Origin of the sequence: Paenarthrobacter sp. NPDC090522 (assembly GCF_044769225.1) — a bacterium.
Taxonomy (GTDB): domain Bacteria; phylum Actinomycetota; class Actinomycetes; order Actinomycetales; family Micrococcaceae; genus Arthrobacter.
This window is the reverse complement of sequence record NZ_JBIVXL010000004.1, coordinates 166629-185814: the sequence shown is the minus strand read 5'-3', so window position 1 is coordinate 185814 and position 19186 is coordinate 166629. Positions and strand designations below refer to the sequence as shown.

Sequence of the window (19186 nt, the reverse complement as noted above, 5' to 3'; positions counted from 1 at the left end):
CTCTCTCACCTAACGCCCCCTTTTTCGGCAACCCTCTCTCACCGAATCCCGCTTAAACAGAAACGCTCTTCCACCAAACGAGGTGGAAGAGCGTTTCGGTGAAGTTTCGCTACTTGGCCTTGCCCAGGAATTCCTGGATGCGCCGCACACCTTCGGCGAGGTCGTCGTCGCCCAGCGCGTAGGAGAGGCGGACGTAGCCGGACGGACCGAAGGCCTCGCCGGGGACCACAGCGACCTCAACCTCGTCCAGGATGAGCGCGGCAAGCTCTGCCGACGTCGTCGGACGGGCGGTACCGTTGGAGGTTTCGAATTCCTTGCCCAGCAGCCCGCGGACGTCCGCGTACACGTAGAAGGCGCCTGTCGGCGTCGGGCATTCAACGCCGTCAATCGCGTTCAGGCCAGCCACGATCGCCTTGCGGCGGCGGTCGAAGGCAACCTTCATCTCGTCGACGGCGGTCAGTGGGCCTGTGAGGGCGGCGGCAGCAGCCACCTGCATGATGTTGGAAACGTTCGACGTCGCGTGCGACTGCAGGTTGGTGGCGGCCTTGATGACATCGGCGGGCCCGATCATCCAGCCCACGCGCCACCCGGTCATGGCGTACGTCTTGGCGACACCGTTCAGGATGACAACCCGGTCGCCGAGTTCAGGTGCGGCGGTGGCGATGGAGGTGAATTCCACGCCGTCGTAGGTCAGGTGCTCGTAGATCTCATCCGTGACAACCCACAGGCCCTTGGATGCGGCCCACTTGCCGATTTCGGCAACCTGTTCCGGGCTGTAGACGGCGCCGGTCGGGTTGGAAGGCGACACGAACAACAGGATCTTGGTCTTGTCGGTCACGGCGGCCTCGAGCTGCTCGACGGTCACCAGGTAGCCCTGCTCCGGACCGGCGAAGACCTCAACGGGTACACCGCCTGCCAGGCGGATGGCCTCGGGGTAGGTGGTCCAGAAAGGCGTGGGGATGATGACTTCGTCGCCCGGGTCAACCAGGGTGGCAAAGGTGTTGTACACGGCCTGCTTGCCGCCGTTGGTCACCAGGACCTGGGACGGATCCACCTGGTATCCGGAGTCGCGCAGTGTCTTGTCCGCAATGGCTTTCTTCAGCTCGGGAAGGCCGGACGCCGGGGAGTACCGGTGGTACTTTGGCTGGTTGGCGGCCTCAATGGCAGCCTGCACAATGTAATCCGGGGTGGGGAAGTCGGGTTCACCGGCACCGAAGCCAATCACGGGGCGGCCCGCGGCCTTCAGTGCCTTGGCCTTGGCATCAACGGCAAGGGTGGCGGACTCGGCAATGGCGGAGATTCGTTGTGAAATGCGGGCGGCAGGTGTTCCGGCAGACATCTATGTACCGTTCTTCGCAGGCAGCTCGTGGGCTGGATGATGGGATTCGACGTAAACTACCTTATGCTGTTCTGCGGAGCTCCCGGGTGAGTGGCAGGCAATGTGACTGATGGTGCTGGTCACAGCGCATGCAACACGCCGGAAAGCCCCGGAATCGAGCCGGTTCGACTATCGCGAAATTCTTGCGTAGACTGGTTCACCGGTGTTGAAAAGCATCACAGGCTGTTCTGCGGCCTGAAACATGGATTCGATCCATAGGGTAGTGGCGCAATTGGTAGCGCAGCGGTCTCCAAAACCGCAGGTTGCAGGTTCGAGTCCTGTCTGCCCTGCGCAGGCTGTTCCGGCGGAAACGCCGGGACAAGCGCAGCAACCATGGCTCTGATCAGGGCCGGGTCAACGACTTTTCAAGGTGAGTGAGGACCAGGTGACCGAAACAGCTGCCAGCAGCTCGAAGGGCCGTCCTGCCAAGAAAGCCGAAGCCGGTTTCTTTGCCCGGATCGCACTCTTCGTCCGCCAGGTCATCGGCGAGCTGAAGAAGGTCGTCGCTCCGACCCGTAAAGAACTGATCAACTACACGCTCGTGGTGCTGGTGTTCGTCGTCATCATGATGGTCATCGTGACCCTTCTGGACCTTGCCTTCGGCACGGGTGTCAGCTGGGTCTTCGGAGGGTCAGGCGCTACGGACCGCTAAGCGGATCTGTCCGCAAGCCATGTGAAACCCCTGGAAGCAGGGATTTTGCGGGGCTTGCGGAATTGAGCCATTTAAATAGGCATGTTAGGCAATGAGGAAGCAGGAGACCAAGTGTCTGAGCAGGAGCTCGAGGTAAACGAGACTGAGCTGGATGGGACCGAAGAGAACACGACCGCTGCCGCGGACGAGTCCGAGGTCGATTCCGCTGCACCCGAAACTGCCGACGTCGACGATTCCGAAGAGGCTTTCGAGGCTGACGTAGACGACGAATCCGACGATGAGTCGGACAGCGACGAAGCAGACAGCGACGACGACGAAGCGGAAGGCGTTTCCCTGGAAGCCGCTGCCGCTGCCGCGCCGGTTGACCCCGCCGAGGAGTTCAAGTCCAAGCTTCGTCGCCAGGAAGGTGACTGGTACGTCATCCACTCCTACGCCGGTTACGAAAACCGCGTCAAGGCGAACCTGGAGACCCGCATCCAGACCCTGGACATGGAAGATTACATCTTCGAAATCCAGGTCCCCATGGAAGAGGTCGTGGAGATCAAGAACGCGCAGCGGAAGGTCATCAACCGCGTGCGCATCCCCGGCTACGTGCTGGTCCGCATGGACCTGACGGATGCTTCCTGGGGCGCCGTCCGGCACACCCCGGGTGTCACCGGCTTCGTGGGCAACGCCCACAACCCCGTGCCGCTGCGCCTGGACGAGGTCTTCTCCATGCTTGCTCCGGTCTTCGAAGAAGAGCAGGCCGAGAAGGGCAAGCCGGTCAACAAGCAGCACCAGGCTCCCGTGGCTGTCGACTTCGAAGTCGGCGAGTCCGTCATCGTCAAGGAAGGCCCGTTCGAGACCCTTCCGGCTACGATTTCCGAGATCAAGCCCGAGTCGCAGACCCTCGTGGTGCTGGTTTCGATCTTCGAACGCGAAACCCCGGTTACGCTCGCCTTCAACCAGGTCACCAAGATCTAGTCGATTCAAAGATTTCGCTCCCGGCCGCCTGCTTAGCGGTACGGAAGCGGCCGGCCGCCTTGCCATGGCGGCCACCAACCTGGGACGCGCTCCTGTGCCCCAGGAAGCTATTGAGAGAAGGACCCTACATTGGCTCCCAAGAAGAAGGTCACCGGCCTCATCAAGCTGCAGATCCAGGCAGGTGCCGCTAACCCGGCTCCGCCGATCGGTCCTGCGCTTGGCCAGCACGGTGTCAACATCATGGAATTCTGCAAGGCGTACAACGCTGCTACGGAATCCCAGCGCGGAAACGTTATCCCGGTGGAAATCACGGTCTACGAAGACCGTTCCTTCACCTTCATCACCAAGACCCCGCCGGCTGCAGAGCTCATCAAGAAGGCTGCAGGCGTCGCCAAGGGTTCGGCTACCCCGCACACCGTCAAGGTTGCCAAGCTGACCCAGGCACAGGTCGAGGAAATTGCTTCCACCAAGATGGAAGACCTCAACGCCAACGACATCGCGGCAGCAGCCAAGATCATCGCAGGCACCGCCCGTTCCATGGGCATCACCGTCGAGGGCTAATCACCTCAAAGGCTCCGTTGAGCCTTCCCGCCGGGCAACCGGCATCTGAAACATTGAAATGTCGCAGGATCCTTGCCGGATCCACGACTGTGGCAGGGCCCAGCGCGGTCCGCAGACCACAACTGCACAAGGAGAAACAAGCAGCATGGCAAAGCGCAGCAAAGCATATGAGGCAGCCGTAGCCAAGATCGAGGCGGACAAGGTCTACGCCCCGTTCGAGGCCATCACCCTCGCCAAGGACACCAACCCGTCCAAGTTCGACGCAACCGTTGAGGTAGCTTTCCGCCTCGGCGTTGACCCCCGCAAGGCCGACCAGATGGTCCGCGGTACGGTCAACCTCCCCCACGGCACCGGCAAGACCGCCCGTGTCCTGGTCTTCGCAACCGGTGACAAGGCTGAGGCAGCAATCGCAGCCGGCGCCGACTTCGTGGGTTCCGATGACCTGATCGAAAAGATCGCAGGCGGCTGGACCGACTTCGACGCAGCCGTTGCCACCCCTGACCTCATGGGCAAGGTTGGCCGCCTCGGTAAGGTCCTCGGCCCGCGTAACCTCATGCCGAACCCGAAGACCGGTACGGTTACCCCGGATGTCACCAAGGCTGTCAACGACATCAAGGGCGGCAAGATCGACTTCCGCGTCGACAAGCACTCGAACCTGCACTTCATCATCGGCAAGGTTTCCTTCGACGCCATCAAGCTGGCCGAGAACTACGCAGCAGCACTGGAAGAGGTGCTTCGTTTGAAGCCGTCCGCTTCCAAGGGCCGCTACATCCAGAAGGCCACCGTCGCCACCACGTTCGGCCCGGGCATCACCGTTGACCCGAACGTCACCAAGGTTCTCACCGAGGCGTAAGCTTCGTAGGGCTCTGGCTCTGAAGAAGGACCGTCCGGCTTTTGCCGGGCGGTCCTTTTCGTTGTCCCGGAAGAGACAGTCCGCACTCTTGTCCCCGCCAAAGGCGGGCCATAGGCTGTGGGGCGTGACGTCGTCGAACGTTTCTCCCAGCAACCGCCTTACCGTAGAACGCATCAACGTTCCCCCAGGCCCGGATGCCGACGTGTCCGCCGACTTCCTGGCCTTCCACAGGATGCGCGTTGCCCACGAAACTGCACTGTGGGGGACCGCCGACCGGGCACCCACCCTCGCCGAAGACATCATGTTCTGGCTGGGCAACGAATACGAAGAACGCCACGTGTACCTCGCACGGCTCGGCGGCACCGTGGTGGGCAGCGGAACGCTGACGCTTCCCCTGAGCGAGAATACGACGACGGCGGGCGTGGACGTGCTGGTGGACGCCGGCTACCGGCGGCGAGGCTTTGGAACGGCGATCCTGCAACATCTGGAAGATACAGCCCGTGCGCGGGACCGGGTGTCCTGCGACGGCTATTGCGGAGCACCGATAGAGGCCGGTGTCCCGTTGGTGGACGCGAAGTCGGGCAGCGGTGGATTTCCACTGGACTCCGACGCCACCGGTTTCGCATTACGCCATGGCTATTCGCTGGAGCAGGTGGAGAGCAACAGCACGCTGTCTTTGCCTCCTGATGGGGAACTTCTGGCTTCTCTCGAGTCCGGGGCCTTGACGTCAGCGCAGGGCTACAGCGTCATCGTTTGGCAGGACAGGTGTCCGGATGGGTTGGTAGAGGCGTTCGCTGCCCTGAAAAGCCTGATGAGTACCGAGGTTCCCATCGCGGGATTGGGGTGGGAGGGGGAGGACTGGGACTCAGCCCGTGTCCGGCAAGAGGAAGCGACGTGGCGGTCAAGCGGCATCGACGCGATCGTGGCGGCGGCGCGGCACGACGAATCGGGCGAACTGGCTGCCTACACGGTGCTGATCCACCGCGCGGAAGCGCCGGCCGTGGTCTACCAGGAAGACACCCTGGTGGCGCCCGGGCACCGTGGGCACCGGCTGGGCATGCTGGTGAAGATCGCCAATCTCCGCCAGGCCGGAGTGACGTGGCCGGACGCCACCTGGGTCATGACATGGAACGCCAGTGAAAACCGGCATATGCTGGCCATTAATATCGCCCTGGGATTCAAGCCTTCCGGCTTGGAAGGCGAATGGCAGAAACGGCTGGGATGACTGTAGACGAGGCGAAGACCGTTCAGGTGGAGCAAGTGTGGGTGCCGGATAACCTGGACAGCCCCAATGCCAAGGACTTCCTGGACGCGGTGGAAGTTGGCCGGCGGGTCCGCATGCAGACGTGGGGGAGCGACGACCTCGCCTACACACCCTTGGAGAAACTGCTGGAGTTTTCCGATCCCTATGAGCGCCAGATCATCCTCGTCGCCAAGATTGACGGCGAGATCGTGGGCACCGTGGACATCGCTCTTCCCTTAATGGACAACATGGACCTCGCCGAGTTCACCTTGGACATCCTTCCCGAATACCAACGGCAGGGCGTTGGCCGCCAACTCCTGGACGCGGCCGAGCAACTGGCCCGCGCCGAGGGTCGCACCATGATCCTGGTGGACACCAACCATCCGGCGACGTCCCTGACCGAGATCCCCGAGGACCAGTTGATCCCCGGCAGCGGCCCGGGGTTTGTCCCCGTCAGCAGCCGGGAAGTGGATTTTGCCCAGCGCGCGGGTTACACCCTGCAGCACATTGAGCAGTTCAGCTCCTGCATCCTTCCGCTCGACACCAAGCTGGTAGGCGATCTCCAGGCCGAGGCCGAGGAGACGAACGCCGGCCGCTACGCGCTGCACCACTGGACGGACCGTTGCCCGGCTCCGTGGCTGGAAGCAGTCGCCGAGCTTGAGAATGCAGCCGGTGAGGTAGTCCATGGCGAAGACGAGGAGGAAGACCCGGCAGCCGGGAGTCCCGGGATGGTTTTCGATGTCGGTGTCCTGCGCGAAACGGAAGACGCCGCCTTGGCGCAGGGCCGGCGCACGGTGGTGACCGCCGTCGAGCATCTCGCGTCCGGTCGTCTGGTGGGCCTGACCACGATCAGTGTCCTGGCGCATCGCCAGGACGTGGTGTTCCAGGACGATACCTTGGTGCTGCAGGAACACCGGGGGAACAAACTGGGCCTGCTCATCAAGGTGGCCAACATGGAACGCCTGAGCGAGCAGTTCCCGGACGCCCGGGTGATCTACACCTGGAACGCGCCGGAGAACCGCTACCTTTTGACCGTGAACAAGCAGTTGGGGTTCACGACGGCGGGAGTCACCGGTCTGTGGCAGAAGGAACTTCCGGATCGGGGACCCAAGGTCACGTCATCGGACTAGGTCCCGGGCCCCGATTTGGTTTGCTGAACACTCTCCCGTAACCTTGAAGTACCAAAGACCGTCGGTTGATGGAAATCCACCCTTTCGAGCACAGCTCAACTCTGTAGCCACGCCCGTGAGAACCAGGTGAATTTCTTGACGAAGGACCCTGACATAGGGCGGCCAACGCAGGTGAACGAGTTGAGTCTCCACAGCCAAGCTGTGTTGAGCCAAGCCCCGTGCATCTGCGCGGGGCGTTTTTAGTTTTAGCTCTCTTGAGCGGGGACCCGGAAGGCCGGCTTTATTCCCCGGAAGGAGGGTTATGACAACGCCTAGCAAGGTCTCCGCAGTTGCAGAGATCACCAACGATTTCAAGGAATCGACCGCGGCTGTCCTGACCGAATACCGTGGGCTCTCTGTTGCGCAGCTCAAGGAACTCCGTGTTGCTCTCGGCCAGGACACCAAGTTCTCGGTCGTGAAGAACACCCTGAGCGCCATCGCAGCCAAGGAAGCTGGTGTCGACGCATTCGACGGTCAGCTTTCCGGCCCCACTGCGATCGCCTTCATCAAGGGCGACGCCGTTGCTGCTGCCAAGAGCCTCACGGACTTTGCCAAGGCCAACAAGCAGCTGGTCATCAAGACCGGTCTGTTCGAAGGCAAGGCACTTGACTCTGAGGGTGTTGCCGCACTGGCTGCCCTTGAGTCCCGCGAGTTCCAGCTTGCACGTGTTGCCGGTGTCCTCAAGGCTCCTGCATCCGCTGCTGCACGCATCATCGATGCCCTGCGCCTCAAGCTTGAAGAAGAGGGCGGCGCACCTGCTCCGGCCGCTGAAGAAGCACCGGCCGCTGAAGAGGCTGCTGCTGAGGAAGCTGCGGCTCCGGCCGAAGCTGCTGAAGCCGCAACCGAAGAGAACTAAGTTCTCCCCCCATCAAACTCCGGTGCATGGAGCGGCAGAGTCCGGATCCGCACCACCTAATGGAAGGACGCCACCATGGCGAAGCTCAGCAACGAAGAGCTCATTGAAGCTTTCAAGGAACTGACCATCATCGAGCTCTCCGAGTTCGTCAAGCTCTTCGAAGAGACCTTCGAAGTTACGGCTGCTGCTGTTGCAGTTGCTGGCCCCGCTGCCGGCGGTGCCGCTGAAGCTGCTGAAGAGAAGACCGAATTCGACGTCATCCTCGAAGCTGCTGGCGACAAGAAGATCGCAGTGATCAAGGAAGTTCGCGCCATCACCTCCCTCGGCCTCAAGGAAGCCAAGGACCTGGTTGACGGTGCACCGAAGGCTGTTCTCGAAGGCGCCAACAAGGAAGCCGCAGAGAAGGCAAAGGCTCAGCTCGAAGAAGCTGGCGCAACGGTTACCATCAAGTAACTCGTTCTGCCTGGGAAGCCCCGTCCGGTTCGCCGGGCGGGGCTTCCTGCGTTTAACAGCAACGCGGAGTCACGTACGGCCCACCCCAAGGGGATTCAGGGGCCGTAAGTGACGCCGCGTTGCTTTAGGAGGGTTCGCTGATGTCCGCGACGACCGCACCGAGTGCAGACGTGAGGGCGTCCGCGTCCACGAAGGCGCTGCGGCCGTGCGCGCCGGCGCCCATGGAGATCCGCCGTCCCGTGATGGTCGCATCCGCGTAGACCGGCCACGCGGTGGTGCTGCCCAGGGGAGTGATGGTTCCCCGTTCGTAACCGGTCGCGGCAAGGGCCACGTCCGCGTGCGGCAGCGAGAGCTTGTTCACGCCCACCAGCGCCCGCAGCTTGGGCCACGAGATCTGCCGGTCACCCGGAATCAGGGCGAACAGGAAGCTGCCGTCCCGGTGCTTGACCACGAGGGACTTGACGATGTCGCCGGGGTTGATGCCCAGGATTCCGGCCGCCTCTTCGAGGCTGCGGGCGGCGGGACGTTCGACGACGTCCACCTCCAGTCCGCGTGCGGCGGCATCCTCAAGGAAGCGCTCCGCTCCGTTGGCTGTCTGGGTCATGGGTTTCGGTCCTCGTTGGTCGCTGATGATACGGTCGCTGGAGTTTCAGTCACGGTAGAGGAGGAGGGCCTCACCCTGGCCTCCACCGCCGCACAGGGAAACTGCGGCCTTGCCGGTTCCCCGGCGCTTGAGTTCGTGGGCCGCGTGCAGGGCAAGACGGGCGCCGGATGCGCCGATGGGGTGGCCAAGGGCGATGGCGCCGCCGTGGATGTTGCACTTCTCCAGCGGGTACTGCAGGTCCTTGAGCGACTGGACGGCCACCGAGCCGAAAGCCTCGTTGATCTCGATGAAGTCAAGGTCCTCCGCGGTCCAGCCCGCCTTCTTCAAGGCCTGCGCAACGGCATTGGAGGGCTGCGAATGGAGGGAGTTGTCCGGCCCGGCCACCTGGCCCGGCTTGCCCACGACGGCGAGATAGTCCAGGCCGTTGTCCCTGGCGAAGCGGCGGCTGGCCAGCACCAGTGCAGAGGCGCCGTCGGACAGGGGAGAGGAGTTGCCCGCCGTGATGGTGCCGTCTGTGGCGAAGGCCGCCTTCAGGGGGGCCAGAGTTTCGATGGTGGTGTTGGGGCGGACGCCTTCGTCGGTGGTAAGGACCAGCGGCTCTCCCTTGCGCTGCTTGACGCTCACCGCAGCGATCTCGACGTCGAAAATTCCATCCGCGGCCGCAGCGGCGGCGCGTTGGTGGGAAGCTGCTGCCACCTCGTCCTGTGCGCGGCGGTCGATGCCGAGCGTCACGTTCTTGGACTCCGTGGAGAGACCCATGGACTGGCCGTCGAACGCATCAGTGAGGCCGTCGTGCGCGGCGGCATCCAGGGCCTGGATGGAGCCATAGGTCCACCCCTGGCGTGAGCCCGGCAGCAGGTGCGGGGCGCGCGTCATGGATTCCTGTCCGCCGGCCACCACCACCGTGGCATCGCCGCTGCGGATCATCCGGGCAGCGTCAATGACGGCCGTCAGCCCGGAGAGGCACACCTTGTTGATGGTCACGGCAGGGATGTTCCAGCCCACACCGGCCGCGATCGCGCTCTGCCGGGCGGGATTCTGGCCCGCGCCGGCTTGCAGGACCTGGCCCATGATCACGGCGTCCACCTGTTCGGCTTTGACGCCGCTGGACGCCAAGGCGGCAGTAATGGCGAGGGCGCCAAGGTCGACGGCGGTGAATCCCGCCAACTGCCCGTTGAGGCGGCCCTGCGGAGTCCGGGAAGCGGCAAGGATGACAACGTCATTGTCGTCAGCGGAGGTGGTCATGGTCTCTCTTCCAGTCCGGTGGTGTTAGTGCAAGGCTATCGCGGGGCGCGTCACCAGGTATCCGTTCCAACGAATGTGGGCGCCGCCGCATTCCTGGGCTTAGGTGCCTGCAGCAACGGTGCTTGCATTCACGGACGATCTGGGGTAGACAGGAAGGCTGCTTTGCCGTATTGTAGATATTTGCGTCTTCCCTGTTAACCTTCAGCCTTCATATAGCGGTGGGCTTTACCTCTCAGCTGCGTCAATTGGCATGCCGTCCATAGCGTGCAAATGCCTTTTGCGGGGCTGGGTCCGGGTCATATAGCGGAACCGGATTAAGTATGTTGCGGAGCACTCCGCAACATGCAAACGGGGGAGATCTGAAAACGCCTGAAGGTCTGTGGAAGGATCCCTCTTGGTCGCCTCGAGCACCTCTAATAACGAAACCGCTAACACGGCAAGCACCGATGGTGCCACCCGCCGCCTCTCATTCGCAAAGATTCACGAACCCCTTGATGTTCCGAATCTTCTCGCCCTGCAGACAGACAGCTTTGACTGGCTGGTCGGAAACGAACGCTGGCAGGCGCGGGTAGCGAAGGCTGTCGAGGAGGGCGACCTCAGCGTCGCCACCACCTCCGGACTTGCCGATATCTTCGAAGAGATCTCCCCGATCGAGGACTTCCAGGGCACCATGTCCCTGAGCTTCTCCGAGCCGGAGTTCGCTGACCCGAAGTACACCATGGCCGAATGCAAAGACCGTGACGCCACCTACTCGGCTCCCTTGTACGTCAAGGCCGAGTTCATGAACAACAACACGGGCGAAATCAAGCAGCAGACCGTGTTCATGGGCGACTTCCCGCTCATGACCGAAAAGGGAACCTTCGTGGTCAACGGCACCGAGCGTGTTGTTGTTTCCCAGCTGGTCCGCTCGCCCGGTGCCTACTTCGAGCGCGCTGCCGACAAGACCAGCGACAAGGACATCTTCACCGCGAAGATCATTCCCTCGCGTGGTGCTTGGTTCGAGCTCGAAATCGACAAGCGCGACCAGGTGGGCGTCCGCCTCGACCGCAAGCGCAAGCAGTCCGTGACGGTACTGCTGAAGGCCCTCGGCTGGACCGAAGGCCAGATCCTGGAAGAGTTCGGCCAGTACGACTCCATGCGCGCAACGCTGGAGAAGGACGCCACCGAAACCCGCGAAGACGCGCTTCTGGACATCTACCGCAAGCTGCGTCCGGGCGAGCCGCCCACAGTCGAGGCTGCCCAGTCCCTGCTGGACAACCTGTACTTCAACCCGAAGCGCTACGACCTCGCCAAGGTTGGCCGTTACAAGATCAACCGCAAGCTCGGCATCGACCGCTCCCTTGGCGACAAGGAAGCTTCGGTCCTGCACGTCGAAGACATCGTTGCCATGATCAAGTTCCTCGTTGCGCTGCACGCCGGCGAGAAGACCATCATGGGCAAGCGCGATGGCGAAGACCACGAGCTCCGCGTCGAGATCGATGACATCGACCACTTCGGCAACCGTCGCATCCGCGCCGTGGGCGAACTGATCGAGAACCAGGTCCGCACCGGCCTGTCCCGCATGGAGCGCGTCGTCCGCGAACGCATGACCACGCAGGACGTCGAGGCCATCACGCCGCAGACCCTGATCAACATCCGTCCGGTTGTGGCAGCCATCAAGGAGTTCTTCGGAACGTCCCAACTGTCGCAGTTCATGGACCAGAACAACCCGCTCTCGGGCCTGACGCACAAGCGTCGTCTCTCGGCCCTTGGCCCCGGTGGTCTGTCCCGTGACCGTGCAGGCATGGAAGTCCGAGACGTTCACCCGTCCCACTACGGACGTATGTGCCCCATCGAAACCCCTGAAGGCCCGAACATTGGTCTGATCGGTTCGTTGGCTTCCTACGGCCGCATCAACCCGTTCGGCTTCATCGAGACCCCTTACCGCAAGGTTTCCAACGGTGTGGTTTCCGACGACGTCGAGTACCTGACTGCCGACGACGAAGCCGAGGTCCTGATCGCACAGGCCAACGCTCCGCTGGACGCTGACAAGCGCTTCTCCGAAGAGACCGTCCTTGTCCGTGCCCGTGGTGGTGGAGGCGAGCCGGTTCTGGTTCCCGCCGCAGATGTCCAGTTCATGGACGTTTCCCCGCGCCAGATGGTGTCCGTGGCAACTGCCCTGATCCCGTTCCTCGAGCACGACGACGCCAACCGCGCACTCATGGGTGCCAACATGCAGCGCCAGGCTGTGCCGCTGGTCCGTTCCGAGGCTCCGTTCGTGGGCACCGGCATGGAGCGCGCCGCAGCAGTCGACGCCGGTGACGTGGTCATCGCGAAGAAGGCCGGTGTGGTCACCGAGGTTTCCGCCGAGCTCGTAGTCATGATCAATGACGACGGCACGGAGACCAACTACCGCATCAACAAGTTCGCCCGTTCCAACCAGGGCAACTGCTACAACCACCGCGTCCTGGTCAACGAAGGCCAGCGCCTGGAAGTTGGCGGCATCATCGCTGACGGTCCCGCAACGGACCAGGGTGAGCTCGCCCTCGGCAAGAACCTCCTCGTGGCATTCATGTCCTGGGAAGGCCACAACTTCGAGGACGCCATCATCCTGTCCCAGCGCATCGTCGCTGAGGACGTCCTTTCCTCCATCCACATCGAAGAGCACGAGATCGATGCCCGCGACACCAAGCTTGGTGCCGAGGAAATCACCCGTGACATCCCGAACGTGTCCGAGGAAGTCCTTGCAGGACTGGACGAGCGTGGCATCATCCACATCGGTGCCGAGGTTGAAGCCGGCGACATCCTGGTAGGCAAGGTCACCCCCAAGGGTGAAACCGAACTGACCCCGGAAGAGCGCCTGCTCCGCGCCATCTTCGGTGAGAAGTCCCGCGAAGTCCGTGACACCTCCCTGAAGGTTCCCCACGGCGAGTCCGGTACGGTCATCGGCGTCCGCGTCTTCGACCGCGACAACGACGACGAACTGCCCCCGGGCGTGAACCAGCTGGTCCGCGTCTACGTGGCAGCCAAGCGCAAGATCACCGACGGCGACAAGCTCGCCGGCCGCCACGGCAACAAGGGTGTTATCTCCAAGATCCTTCCGGTCGAGGACATGCCCTTCCTTGCAGACGGTACTCCGGTGGACATCGTCCTGAACCCGCTTGGTGTTCCGGGCCGTATGAACGTTGGACAGGTCCTGGAAACCCACCTCGGTTGGGTTGCCAAGACCGGTTGGAAGATCGAAGGCGAGCCGGAGTGGGTCAAGAACCTCCCGAACCTGCCCCGTGAAACCGGCCAGACCACCGTTGCCACCCCGGTGTTCGATGGTGCCCGCGAAGAGGAAATCACGGGCCTGCTCGATTCCACCAACGTGACGCGCGACGGCGACCGCCTGATCGACTCCTCCGGAAAGACCCGTCTGTTCGACGGCCGCTCCGGCGAGCCGTTCCCGGACCCGATCTCCGTCGGTTACATGTACATCCTGAAGCTCCACCACCTGGTGGATGACAAGATCCACGCACGTTCCACCGGTCCGTACTCCATGATCACGCAGCAGCCGCTGGGTGGTAAGGCACAGTTCGGTGGCCAGCGCTTCGGTGAAATGGAAGTGTGGGCGCTCGAAGCTTACGGTGCCGCCTACACCCTTCAGGAACTCCTCACGATCAAGTCGGATGATATCCACGGCCGCGTGAAGGTCTACGAAGCCATCGTCAAGGGCGAGAACATCCCTGAGCCTGGCGTTCCGGAGTCCTTCAAGGTCTTGATCAAGGAAATGCAGTCGTTGTGCCTGAACGTGGAAGTCCTTTCCACCGACGGAACCACGATCGAAATGCGTGACTCTGATGACGCAGTCTTCACGGCTGCGGAGGAACTGGGCATCGATCTGTCTCGTGCAGAGCCCAGTTCCGTAGAAGAGGTCTAGCAGCCGTTCCGGCAGGCGGCACCAAGAATGCCGCCTGCCGGGCAGCTCCCTCTTTCCGTAACCAAGACTTCAGAATTTAGAGAACAAGAGAGAACAGGGACCATATGTCCAGCGAATCCTCCTTCGGCCTCATGCAGATCGGCCTCGCCACCGCGGAAGACATCCGTGGTTGGTCATACGGTGAGGTCAAGAAGCCGGAAACCATCAACTACCGCACTCTCAAGCCTGAGAAGGACGGTCTTTTCTGCGAGAAGATCTTCGGACCTTCCCGCGACTGGGAATGCTACTGCGGCAAGTACAAGCGCGTCCGCTTCAAGGGCATCATCTGTGAGCGTTGTGGCGTGGAAGTTACCCGCGCCAAGGTACGCCGTGAGCGCATGGGCCACATCGAGCTCGCCGCTCCCGTGACCCACATCTGGTACTTCAAGGGCGTTCCGTCGCGCCTTGGCTACCTCTTGGACCTGGCTCCGAAGGACCTTGAGAAGGTCATCTACTTCGCTGCCTACATGATCACCAGCGTTGACGAGGAAAACCGTCACGCCGAACTGCCCAACCTCCAGGTCGAGCATGACCTTGAGAAGAAGCAGATGGTGGACAACCGCGACAGCGACATCGCCACGATTGCACGCGACCTTGAAGACGAGCTTGCCCGTCTTGAAGGCGAAGGCGCCAAGGGTGCAGACAAGAAGAAGGCCCGCGATTCCGCTGACCGCCAGATGGCGAACGTCCGCAAGCGTGCCGACGCCGACATCGAGCGCCTTGAGCAGGTCTGGGACCGTTTCAAGAACCTCAAGGTTGCCGACCTCGAAGGCGACGAAGGCCTGTACCGCGAACTGCGTGACCGCTACGGCATGTACTTCGAAGGCTCCATGGGTGCAGAGGCGATCAAGAAGCGCCTCGAAACCTTCGACATGCAGGCTGAGGCCGAGTCGCTGCGCGACACCATCCAGAACGGCAAGGGCCAGCGCAAGACCCGTGCGCTCAAGCGCCTCAAGGTTGTCAACGCATTCCTGACCACCAACAACAGCCCGCTCGGCATGGTTCTCGACGCCGTCCCGGTGATCCCGCCGGAACTGCGCCCGATGGTCCAGCTGGACGGTGGCCGCTTCGCGACCTCCGACCTCAACGACCTCTACCGCCGTGTGATCAACCGCAACAACCGACTCAAGCGCCTGCTTGACCTCGGTGCCCCGGAGATCATCGTCAACAACGAGAAGCGCATGCTTCAGGAAGCTGTTGACAGCCTCTTCGACAACGGCCGTCGTGGCCGTCCCGTCACCGGTCCGGGCAACCGTCCGCTGAAGTCCCTGAGCGACATGCTCAAGGGCAAGCAGGGCCGTTTCCGCCAGAACCTGCTCGGCAAGCGTGTTGACTACTCCGGCCGTTCGGTCATCGTCGTCGGCCCGCAGCTGAAGCTGCACCAGTGTGGCCTGCCCAAGCAGATGGCCCTGGAGCTCTTCAAGCCGTTCGTGATGAAGCGCCTGGTTGACCTCAACCACGCCCAGAACATCAAGTCGGCAAAGCGCATGGTTGAGCGTTACCGTCCGCAGGTCTGGGACGTGCTGGAAGAGATCATCACCGAACACCCGGTGCTGCTCAACCGTGCACCTACCCTGCACCGCCTCGGCATCCAGGCCTTCGAACCGCAGCTTGTTGAAGGTAAGGCAATCCAGCTTCACCCGCTGGTTTGTGGCGCCTTCAACGCTGACTTCGACGGCGACCAGATGGCAGTCCACCTGCCGCTGAGCCCGGAAGCCCAGGCCGAAGCCCGCATCCTGATGCTGTCCTCGAACAACATCCTGAAGCCGTCCGATGGACGTCCGGTGACCCTGCCTTCGCAGGATATGATCATCGGCCTGTACCACCTGACCACCAAGCGCGTCGGTTCCGCCGGCGAGGGCCGCGTGTTCTCCTCGGTGTCCGAGGCCATCATGGCCTACGACGCCCGCGATCTTCACCTGAACTCCCAGGTCAAGATCCGTCTGGAGGACTTCGTTCCCTACGCAGGGTGGGAAGCTCCGGAAGGTTGGGAGCCCGGCCAGCCGGCGCTCGTTGAAACCTCCCTTGGCCAGGTCATCTTCAACCAGACGCTGCCTGAGGATTACCCGTGGGTCGAGGCTGTTGCCGACAAGGGCGAACTGTCCCGGATCGTCAACGACCTCGCCGAGCGCTACCCGAAGGTCGTCACGGCTGCCACGCTGGACAACCTGAAGGACGCCGGTTTCTACTGGGCAACCCGTTCGGGCGTCACGGTGGCGATCTCCGACATCGAGGTTCCGGACACCAAGCCGGGCATCCTGGCCGGTTACGAGAACATGGCTGCCAAGATCCAGGGCCAGTACGACAAGGGCCTGATCGACGACGACGAGCGTCGCCAGGAACTGATCGAGATCTGGAACAAGGCAACCAACGAGATCGCCCAGGCGATGCGTGACAGCCTGTCCCCGATGAACACCATCAACCGCATGGTGTCCTCCGGTGCACGTGGTAACTGGATGCAGGTCCGCCAGATCGCGGGTATCCGTGGTCTTGTGGCCAACCCGAAGGGTGAGATCATCCCGCGTCCGATCAAGTCCTCCTACCGTGAGGGCCTGTCGGTGCTGGAATACTTCATCGCCACGCACGGTGCCCGTAAGGGTCTGGCCGATACCGCTCTCCGTACCGCCAACTCGGGTTACCTGACCCGTCGTCTGGTGGACGTTTCGCAGGACGTCATCGTCCGCGAAGAGGACTGCGGTACCGAGCGCGGCCTGGTCACGCCCATCGCCGTTCCGGACTCCAACGGTGAGTTGGTCCTGGACGAGAACGTCGAGAACAGCGCCTACGCACGTACCCTGGCTGTCGACGTCGTCGATTCCGAGGGCAACGTCCTGGCACCTGCAGGCACCGACTGCGGCGACGTCGTCATCGACCAGCTGCTGGCTGCCGGCATCACCGAGGTCAAGGTCCGCTCCGTACTCACGTGTGAGTCCAAGGTGGGCACCTGTGCGCTTTGCTACGGCCGCTCGCTGGCTACCGGCAAGACCGTGGACATCGGCGAGGCCGTCGGCATCATCGCCGCACAGTCCATCGGTGAGCCCGGTACCCAGCTGACCATGCGTACGTTCCACACCGGTGGTGCTGTTTCCGCGGGTGGTGGCGATGACATCACCCAGGGTCTGCCCCGTATCCAGGAACTGTTCGAAGCCCGTACTCCGAAGGGTGTGGCACCGATTGCGGAAGCAGCCGGACGCATCACCATCGAAGAGTCCGAGCGCCAGATGCGCCTGGTGATCACTCCGGACGATGGTTCCGAAGAGATCGCCTACCCGGTGCTGCGCCGGTCCCGCCTCCTCATCGAGGACGGCGACCACGTCAGCGTCGGCCAGAAGCTGATCAACGGTCCGGTGGACCCGAAGCAGGTTCTGCGCATCATGGGTCCGCGTGCCGCACAGAAGTTCCTCGTGGACGAAGTGCAGGGCGTGTACCGCAGCCAGGGTATTGGTATCCACGACAAGCACGTGGAGGTCATCGTCCGCCAGATGCTGCGCCGCGTGACCGTCATCGAATCCGGCGACTCCGAGCTGCTCCCGGGTGAGCTCGCAGAGCGCGCCCGCTTCGAGGACGAGAACCGCCGCGTCGTGTCCGAGGGCAAGGCACCGGCTTCCGGCCGTCCGGAACTCATGGGTATCACCAAGGCTTCCTTGGCTACCGAGTCCTGGCTGTCGGCAGCTTCCTTCCAGGAGACCACCCGCGTCCTGACGCAGGCGGCCATGGAAGGCAAGAGCGATCCCTTGCTCGGCCTCAAGGAAAACGTCATCATCGGTAAGCTCATCCCGGCTGGTACGGGTCTGCCCCGCTACACAGAGGTCACTGTGGAGCCGACGGAAGAAGCGAAGGCAAGCCTGTTCACGGGCCCCAGCGCTTTCACCGACTTCTCCTATGACGCCCTGGGCGGCGACGGTGCTCCCGAGTTCCACGCCATCCCGCTGGATGACTACGATCTCGGCAACGACTTCCGCTGAAATATAAGGCAGTAGTCAGTGACTGAAGGCCAGGCCCCGCATTCATCGAGTGCGGGGCCTGGCCCGTTAACGCGTTGGTCCGCCCGGTGAGGCGGGGGAGTGAACCACGACGGCGGCAGCCGCCTGCCGCCGTCGTCCTCCATACACCCGATTAAGGTGCCGGATCAAGCCGTGCTAGACTTTTGGTAATTGTTCTGTGTGGCAGTGGATGATGGCCGCCGCAACATCATTTTGGTTTTGTTCTCATGATGTTGGGTGGAGCCTGTTTCCGGGTTGCGGGCAACTTGCGCAACGAATGCCGCACTTTTGCACGCCTACCGGGAGTTCCGGCTGGCCGCGAGAGCAACGCCAAAGTTCCCACTGAGCACCGGCTGGCGCCTGTGTGTGGGGGCAGAGATCAAACAAACGGAGAACACGAAAGTGCCTACGATTAACCAGCTGGTCCGCAAGGGCCGCACGCCGAAGGTCTCCAAGACCAAGGCTCCCGCGCTGAAGGGCAGCCCGATGCGCCGCGGTGTTTGCACCCGCGTCTACACCACCACCCCGAAGAAGCCGAACTCGGCTCTCCGTAAGGTTGCACGTGTGCGCCTCAACGGTGGTGTGGAAGTTACCGCCTACATCCCCGGTGTTGGCCACAACCTGCAGGAGCACTCCATCGTGCTCGTCCGTGGTGGTCGTGTGAAGGACCTCCCGGGTGTCCGCTACAAGATTGTCCGCGGCGCCCTTGACACCCAGGGTGTCAAGAACCGCAAGCAGGCCCGCAGCCGCTACGGCGCAAAGATGGAGAAGAAGTAATATGCCTCGCAAGGGTCCGGCCCCCAAGCGGCCGCTCGTTTCAGATCCCGTTTACGGCTCCCCGTTGGTCACCCAGCTGATCAACAAGGTCCTCATCGACGGCAAGAAGTCCACCGCAGAGCGCATCGTTTACGGTGCCCTTGAAGGTGCCCGCGCCAAGACGGGCGGCGACCCCGTCGCAGCCCTGAAGAAGGCCATGGACAACGTCAAGCCTTCCCTCGAGGTGCGCTCCCGCCGTGTTGGTGGCGCCACCTACCAGGTTCCGGTTGAGGTCAAGCCGGGTCGCTCCACCGCCCTCGCTCTGCGTTGGCTCGTGGGCTACTCCAAGGCCCGCCGCGAAAAGACGATGACCGAGCGTCTCCAGAATGAAATCCTGGATGCGTCGAACGGTCTCGGTGCCGCTGTGAAGCGTCGCGAAGACACCCACAAGATGGCCGAGTCCAACAAGGCCTTCGCACACTACCGCTGGTAAAACTTCCCGGACGCCGCCGGCTCGACCGAGCCGGCGG

15 protein-coding genes and 1 tRNA gene are annotated in these 19186 nt (G+C 62.6%); 13 read left to right on the top strand and 3 right to left on the bottom strand.

From position 1 onward, the window contains the following. Nucleotides 1–109: 109 nt before the first annotated feature. Nucleotides 110–1339 (bottom strand): pyridoxal phosphate-dependent aminotransferase, encoded by a 1230-nt coding sequence (locus tag ACIQT2_RS06480; RefSeq protein WP_402944656.1) that lies wholly within the window; start codon nt 1337–1339, stop codon nt 110–112. A gap of 256 nt (nt 1340–1595) precedes the next feature. Between ACIQT2_RS06480 and ACIQT2_RS06475 the strand changes: the two genes are divergently transcribed. From ACIQT2_RS06475 to rplL, 9 genes are all read left to right on the top strand, one after another. After that, nucleotides 1596–1668 (top strand) — tRNA-Trp (locus ACIQT2_RS06475). 80 nt (nt 1669–1748) lie between these two features. Next, the gene (gene secE / locus ACIQT2_RS06470; RefSeq protein ID WP_387435083.1) at nt 1749–2030 is read left to right on the top strand and encodes a preprotein translocase subunit SecE; all 282 of its coding nucleotides are present in this window, start codon (nt 1749–1751) and stop codon (nt 2028–2030) included. Nucleotides 2031–2141: 111 nt separating this feature from the next. Continuing rightward, complete coding sequence (gene nusG, locus ACIQT2_RS06465; RefSeq protein ID WP_402944654.1) at nt 2142–2993, top strand: transcription termination/antitermination protein NusG; 852 nt, start codon at nt 2142–2144, stop codon at nt 2991–2993. 129 nt (nt 2994–3122) lie between these two features. Then, nucleotides 3123–3554, top strand: a complete 432-nt coding sequence (rplK, locus tag ACIQT2_RS06460) for a 50S ribosomal protein L11 (RefSeq protein WP_166183617.1) — start codon at nt 3123–3125, stop codon at nt 3552–3554. Nucleotides 3555–3699: 145 nt separating this feature from the next. Next, on the top strand, nt 3700–4407 hold the full coding sequence (gene rplA, locus ACIQT2_RS06455) for a 50S ribosomal protein L1 (RefSeq protein WP_400329096.1): 708 nt from the start codon (nt 3700–3702) through the stop codon (nt 4405–4407). Between the two features lie 124 nt (nt 4408–4531). Then, the gene (locus ACIQT2_RS06450; RefSeq protein ID WP_402944651.1) at nt 4532–5632 is read left to right on the top strand and encodes a GNAT family N-acetyltransferase; all 1101 of its coding nucleotides are present in this window, start codon (nt 4532–4534) and stop codon (nt 5630–5632) included. Further along, on the top strand, nt 5611–6780 hold the full coding sequence (locus ACIQT2_RS06445; RefSeq protein WP_400329101.1) for a GNAT family N-acetyltransferase: 1170 nt from the start codon (nt 5611–5613) through the stop codon (nt 6778–6780). The genes ACIQT2_RS06450 and ACIQT2_RS06445 overlap by 22 nt, the downstream gene beginning before the upstream one ends. A 301-nt stretch (nt 6781–7081) precedes the next feature. Beyond that, a complete protein-coding gene (rplJ, locus tag ACIQT2_RS06440; RefSeq protein WP_400269568.1) occupies nt 7082–7675 on the top strand; it encodes a 50S ribosomal protein L10 in 594 nt (197 codons plus the stop codon). A gap of 75 nt (nt 7676–7750) precedes the next feature. After that, entirely contained in the window at nt 7751–8128 is a 378-nt protein-coding gene (rplL, locus tag ACIQT2_RS06435; RefSeq protein ID WP_387435074.1) for a 50S ribosomal protein L7/L12, read from the top strand. A 124-nt stretch (nt 8129–8252) separates the two neighbouring features. Here rplL and ACIQT2_RS06430 read toward each other — a convergent pair whose 3' ends face one another. After that, nucleotides 8253–8732 (bottom strand): aminoacyl-tRNA deacylase, encoded by a 480-nt coding sequence (locus ACIQT2_RS06430; protein WP_402944646.1) that lies wholly within the window; start codon nt 8730–8732, stop codon nt 8253–8255. Between the two features lie 45 nt (nt 8733–8777). After that, entirely contained in the window at nt 8778–9977 is a 1200-nt protein-coding gene (locus tag ACIQT2_RS06425; protein WP_402944643.1) for an acetyl-CoA C-acetyltransferase, read from the bottom strand. 394 nt (nt 9978–10371) lie between these two features. Here ACIQT2_RS06425 and rpoB point away from each other — a divergent pair, with 394 nt between their 5' ends. The 4 genes from rpoB to rpsG all read left to right on the top strand — a co-directional run bounded on the left by rpoB (nt 10372) and on the right by rpsG (nt 19149). Then, nucleotides 10372–13878 (top strand): DNA-directed RNA polymerase subunit beta, encoded by a 3507-nt coding sequence (rpoB, locus tag ACIQT2_RS06420; RefSeq protein ID WP_397325854.1) that lies wholly within the window; start codon nt 10372–10374, stop codon nt 13876–13878. A 104-nt stretch (nt 13879–13982) separates the two neighbouring features. Then, nucleotides 13983–17882 carry a DNA-directed RNA polymerase subunit beta' gene (locus ACIQT2_RS06415; RefSeq protein WP_400329110.1) on the top strand — a complete coding sequence of 1300 codons (3900 nt, stop codon included), beginning with the start codon at nt 13983–13985 and terminating at the stop codon, nt 17880–17882. Between the two features lie 420 nt (nt 17883–18302). After that, nucleotides 18303–18677: a 30S ribosomal protein S12 gene (rpsL, locus tag ACIQT2_RS06410; RefSeq protein WP_009358312.1), complete on the top strand. Its 375-nt coding sequence runs from the start codon at nt 18303–18305 to the stop codon at nt 18675–18677. A gap of 1 nt (nt 18678) precedes the next feature. Beyond that, nucleotides 18679–19149: a 30S ribosomal protein S7 gene (gene rpsG / locus ACIQT2_RS06405; RefSeq protein WP_021472399.1), complete on the top strand. Its 471-nt coding sequence runs from the start codon at nt 18679–18681 to the stop codon at nt 19147–19149. Nucleotides 19150–19186 lie beyond the last annotated feature (37 nt).

What these genes read in the sequence shown, in the direction of transcription:
- ACIQT2_RS06480 (WP_402944656.1), bottom strand. Translation starts at nt 1,339, where the DNA reads ATGTCTGCCGGAACACCTGCCGCCCGCATTTCACAACGAATCTCCGCC.
- rplA (WP_400329096.1), top strand. Translation starts at nt 3,700, where the DNA reads ATGGCAAAGCGCAGCAAAGCATATGAGGCAGCCGTAGCCAAGATCGAG.
- ACIQT2_RS06445 (WP_400329101.1), top strand. Translation starts at nt 5,611, where the DNA reads ATGGCAGAAACGGCTGGGATGACTGTAGACGAGGCGAAGACCGTTCAG.
- rplJ (WP_400269568.1), top strand. Translation starts at nt 7,082, where the DNA reads ATGACAACGCCTAGCAAGGTCTCCGCAGTTGCAGAGATCACCAACGAT.
- rplL (WP_387435074.1), top strand. Translation starts at nt 7,751, where the DNA reads ATGGCGAAGCTCAGCAACGAAGAGCTCATTGAAGCTTTCAAGGAACTG.
- ACIQT2_RS06430 (WP_402944646.1), bottom strand. Translation starts at nt 8,732, where the DNA reads ATGACCCAGACAGCCAACGGAGCGGAGCGCTTCCTTGAGGATGCCGCC.
- ACIQT2_RS06425 (WP_402944643.1), bottom strand. Translation starts at nt 9,977, where the DNA reads ATGACCACCTCCGCTGACGACAATGACGTTGTCATCCTTGCCGCTTCC.
- ACIQT2_RS06415 (WP_400329110.1), top strand. Translation starts at nt 13,983, where the DNA reads ATGTCCAGCGAATCCTCCTTCGGCCTCATGCAGATCGGCCTCGCCACC.
- rpsG (WP_021472399.1), top strand. Translation starts at nt 18,679, where the DNA reads ATGCCTCGCAAGGGTCCGGCCCCCAAGCGGCCGCTCGTTTCAGATCCC.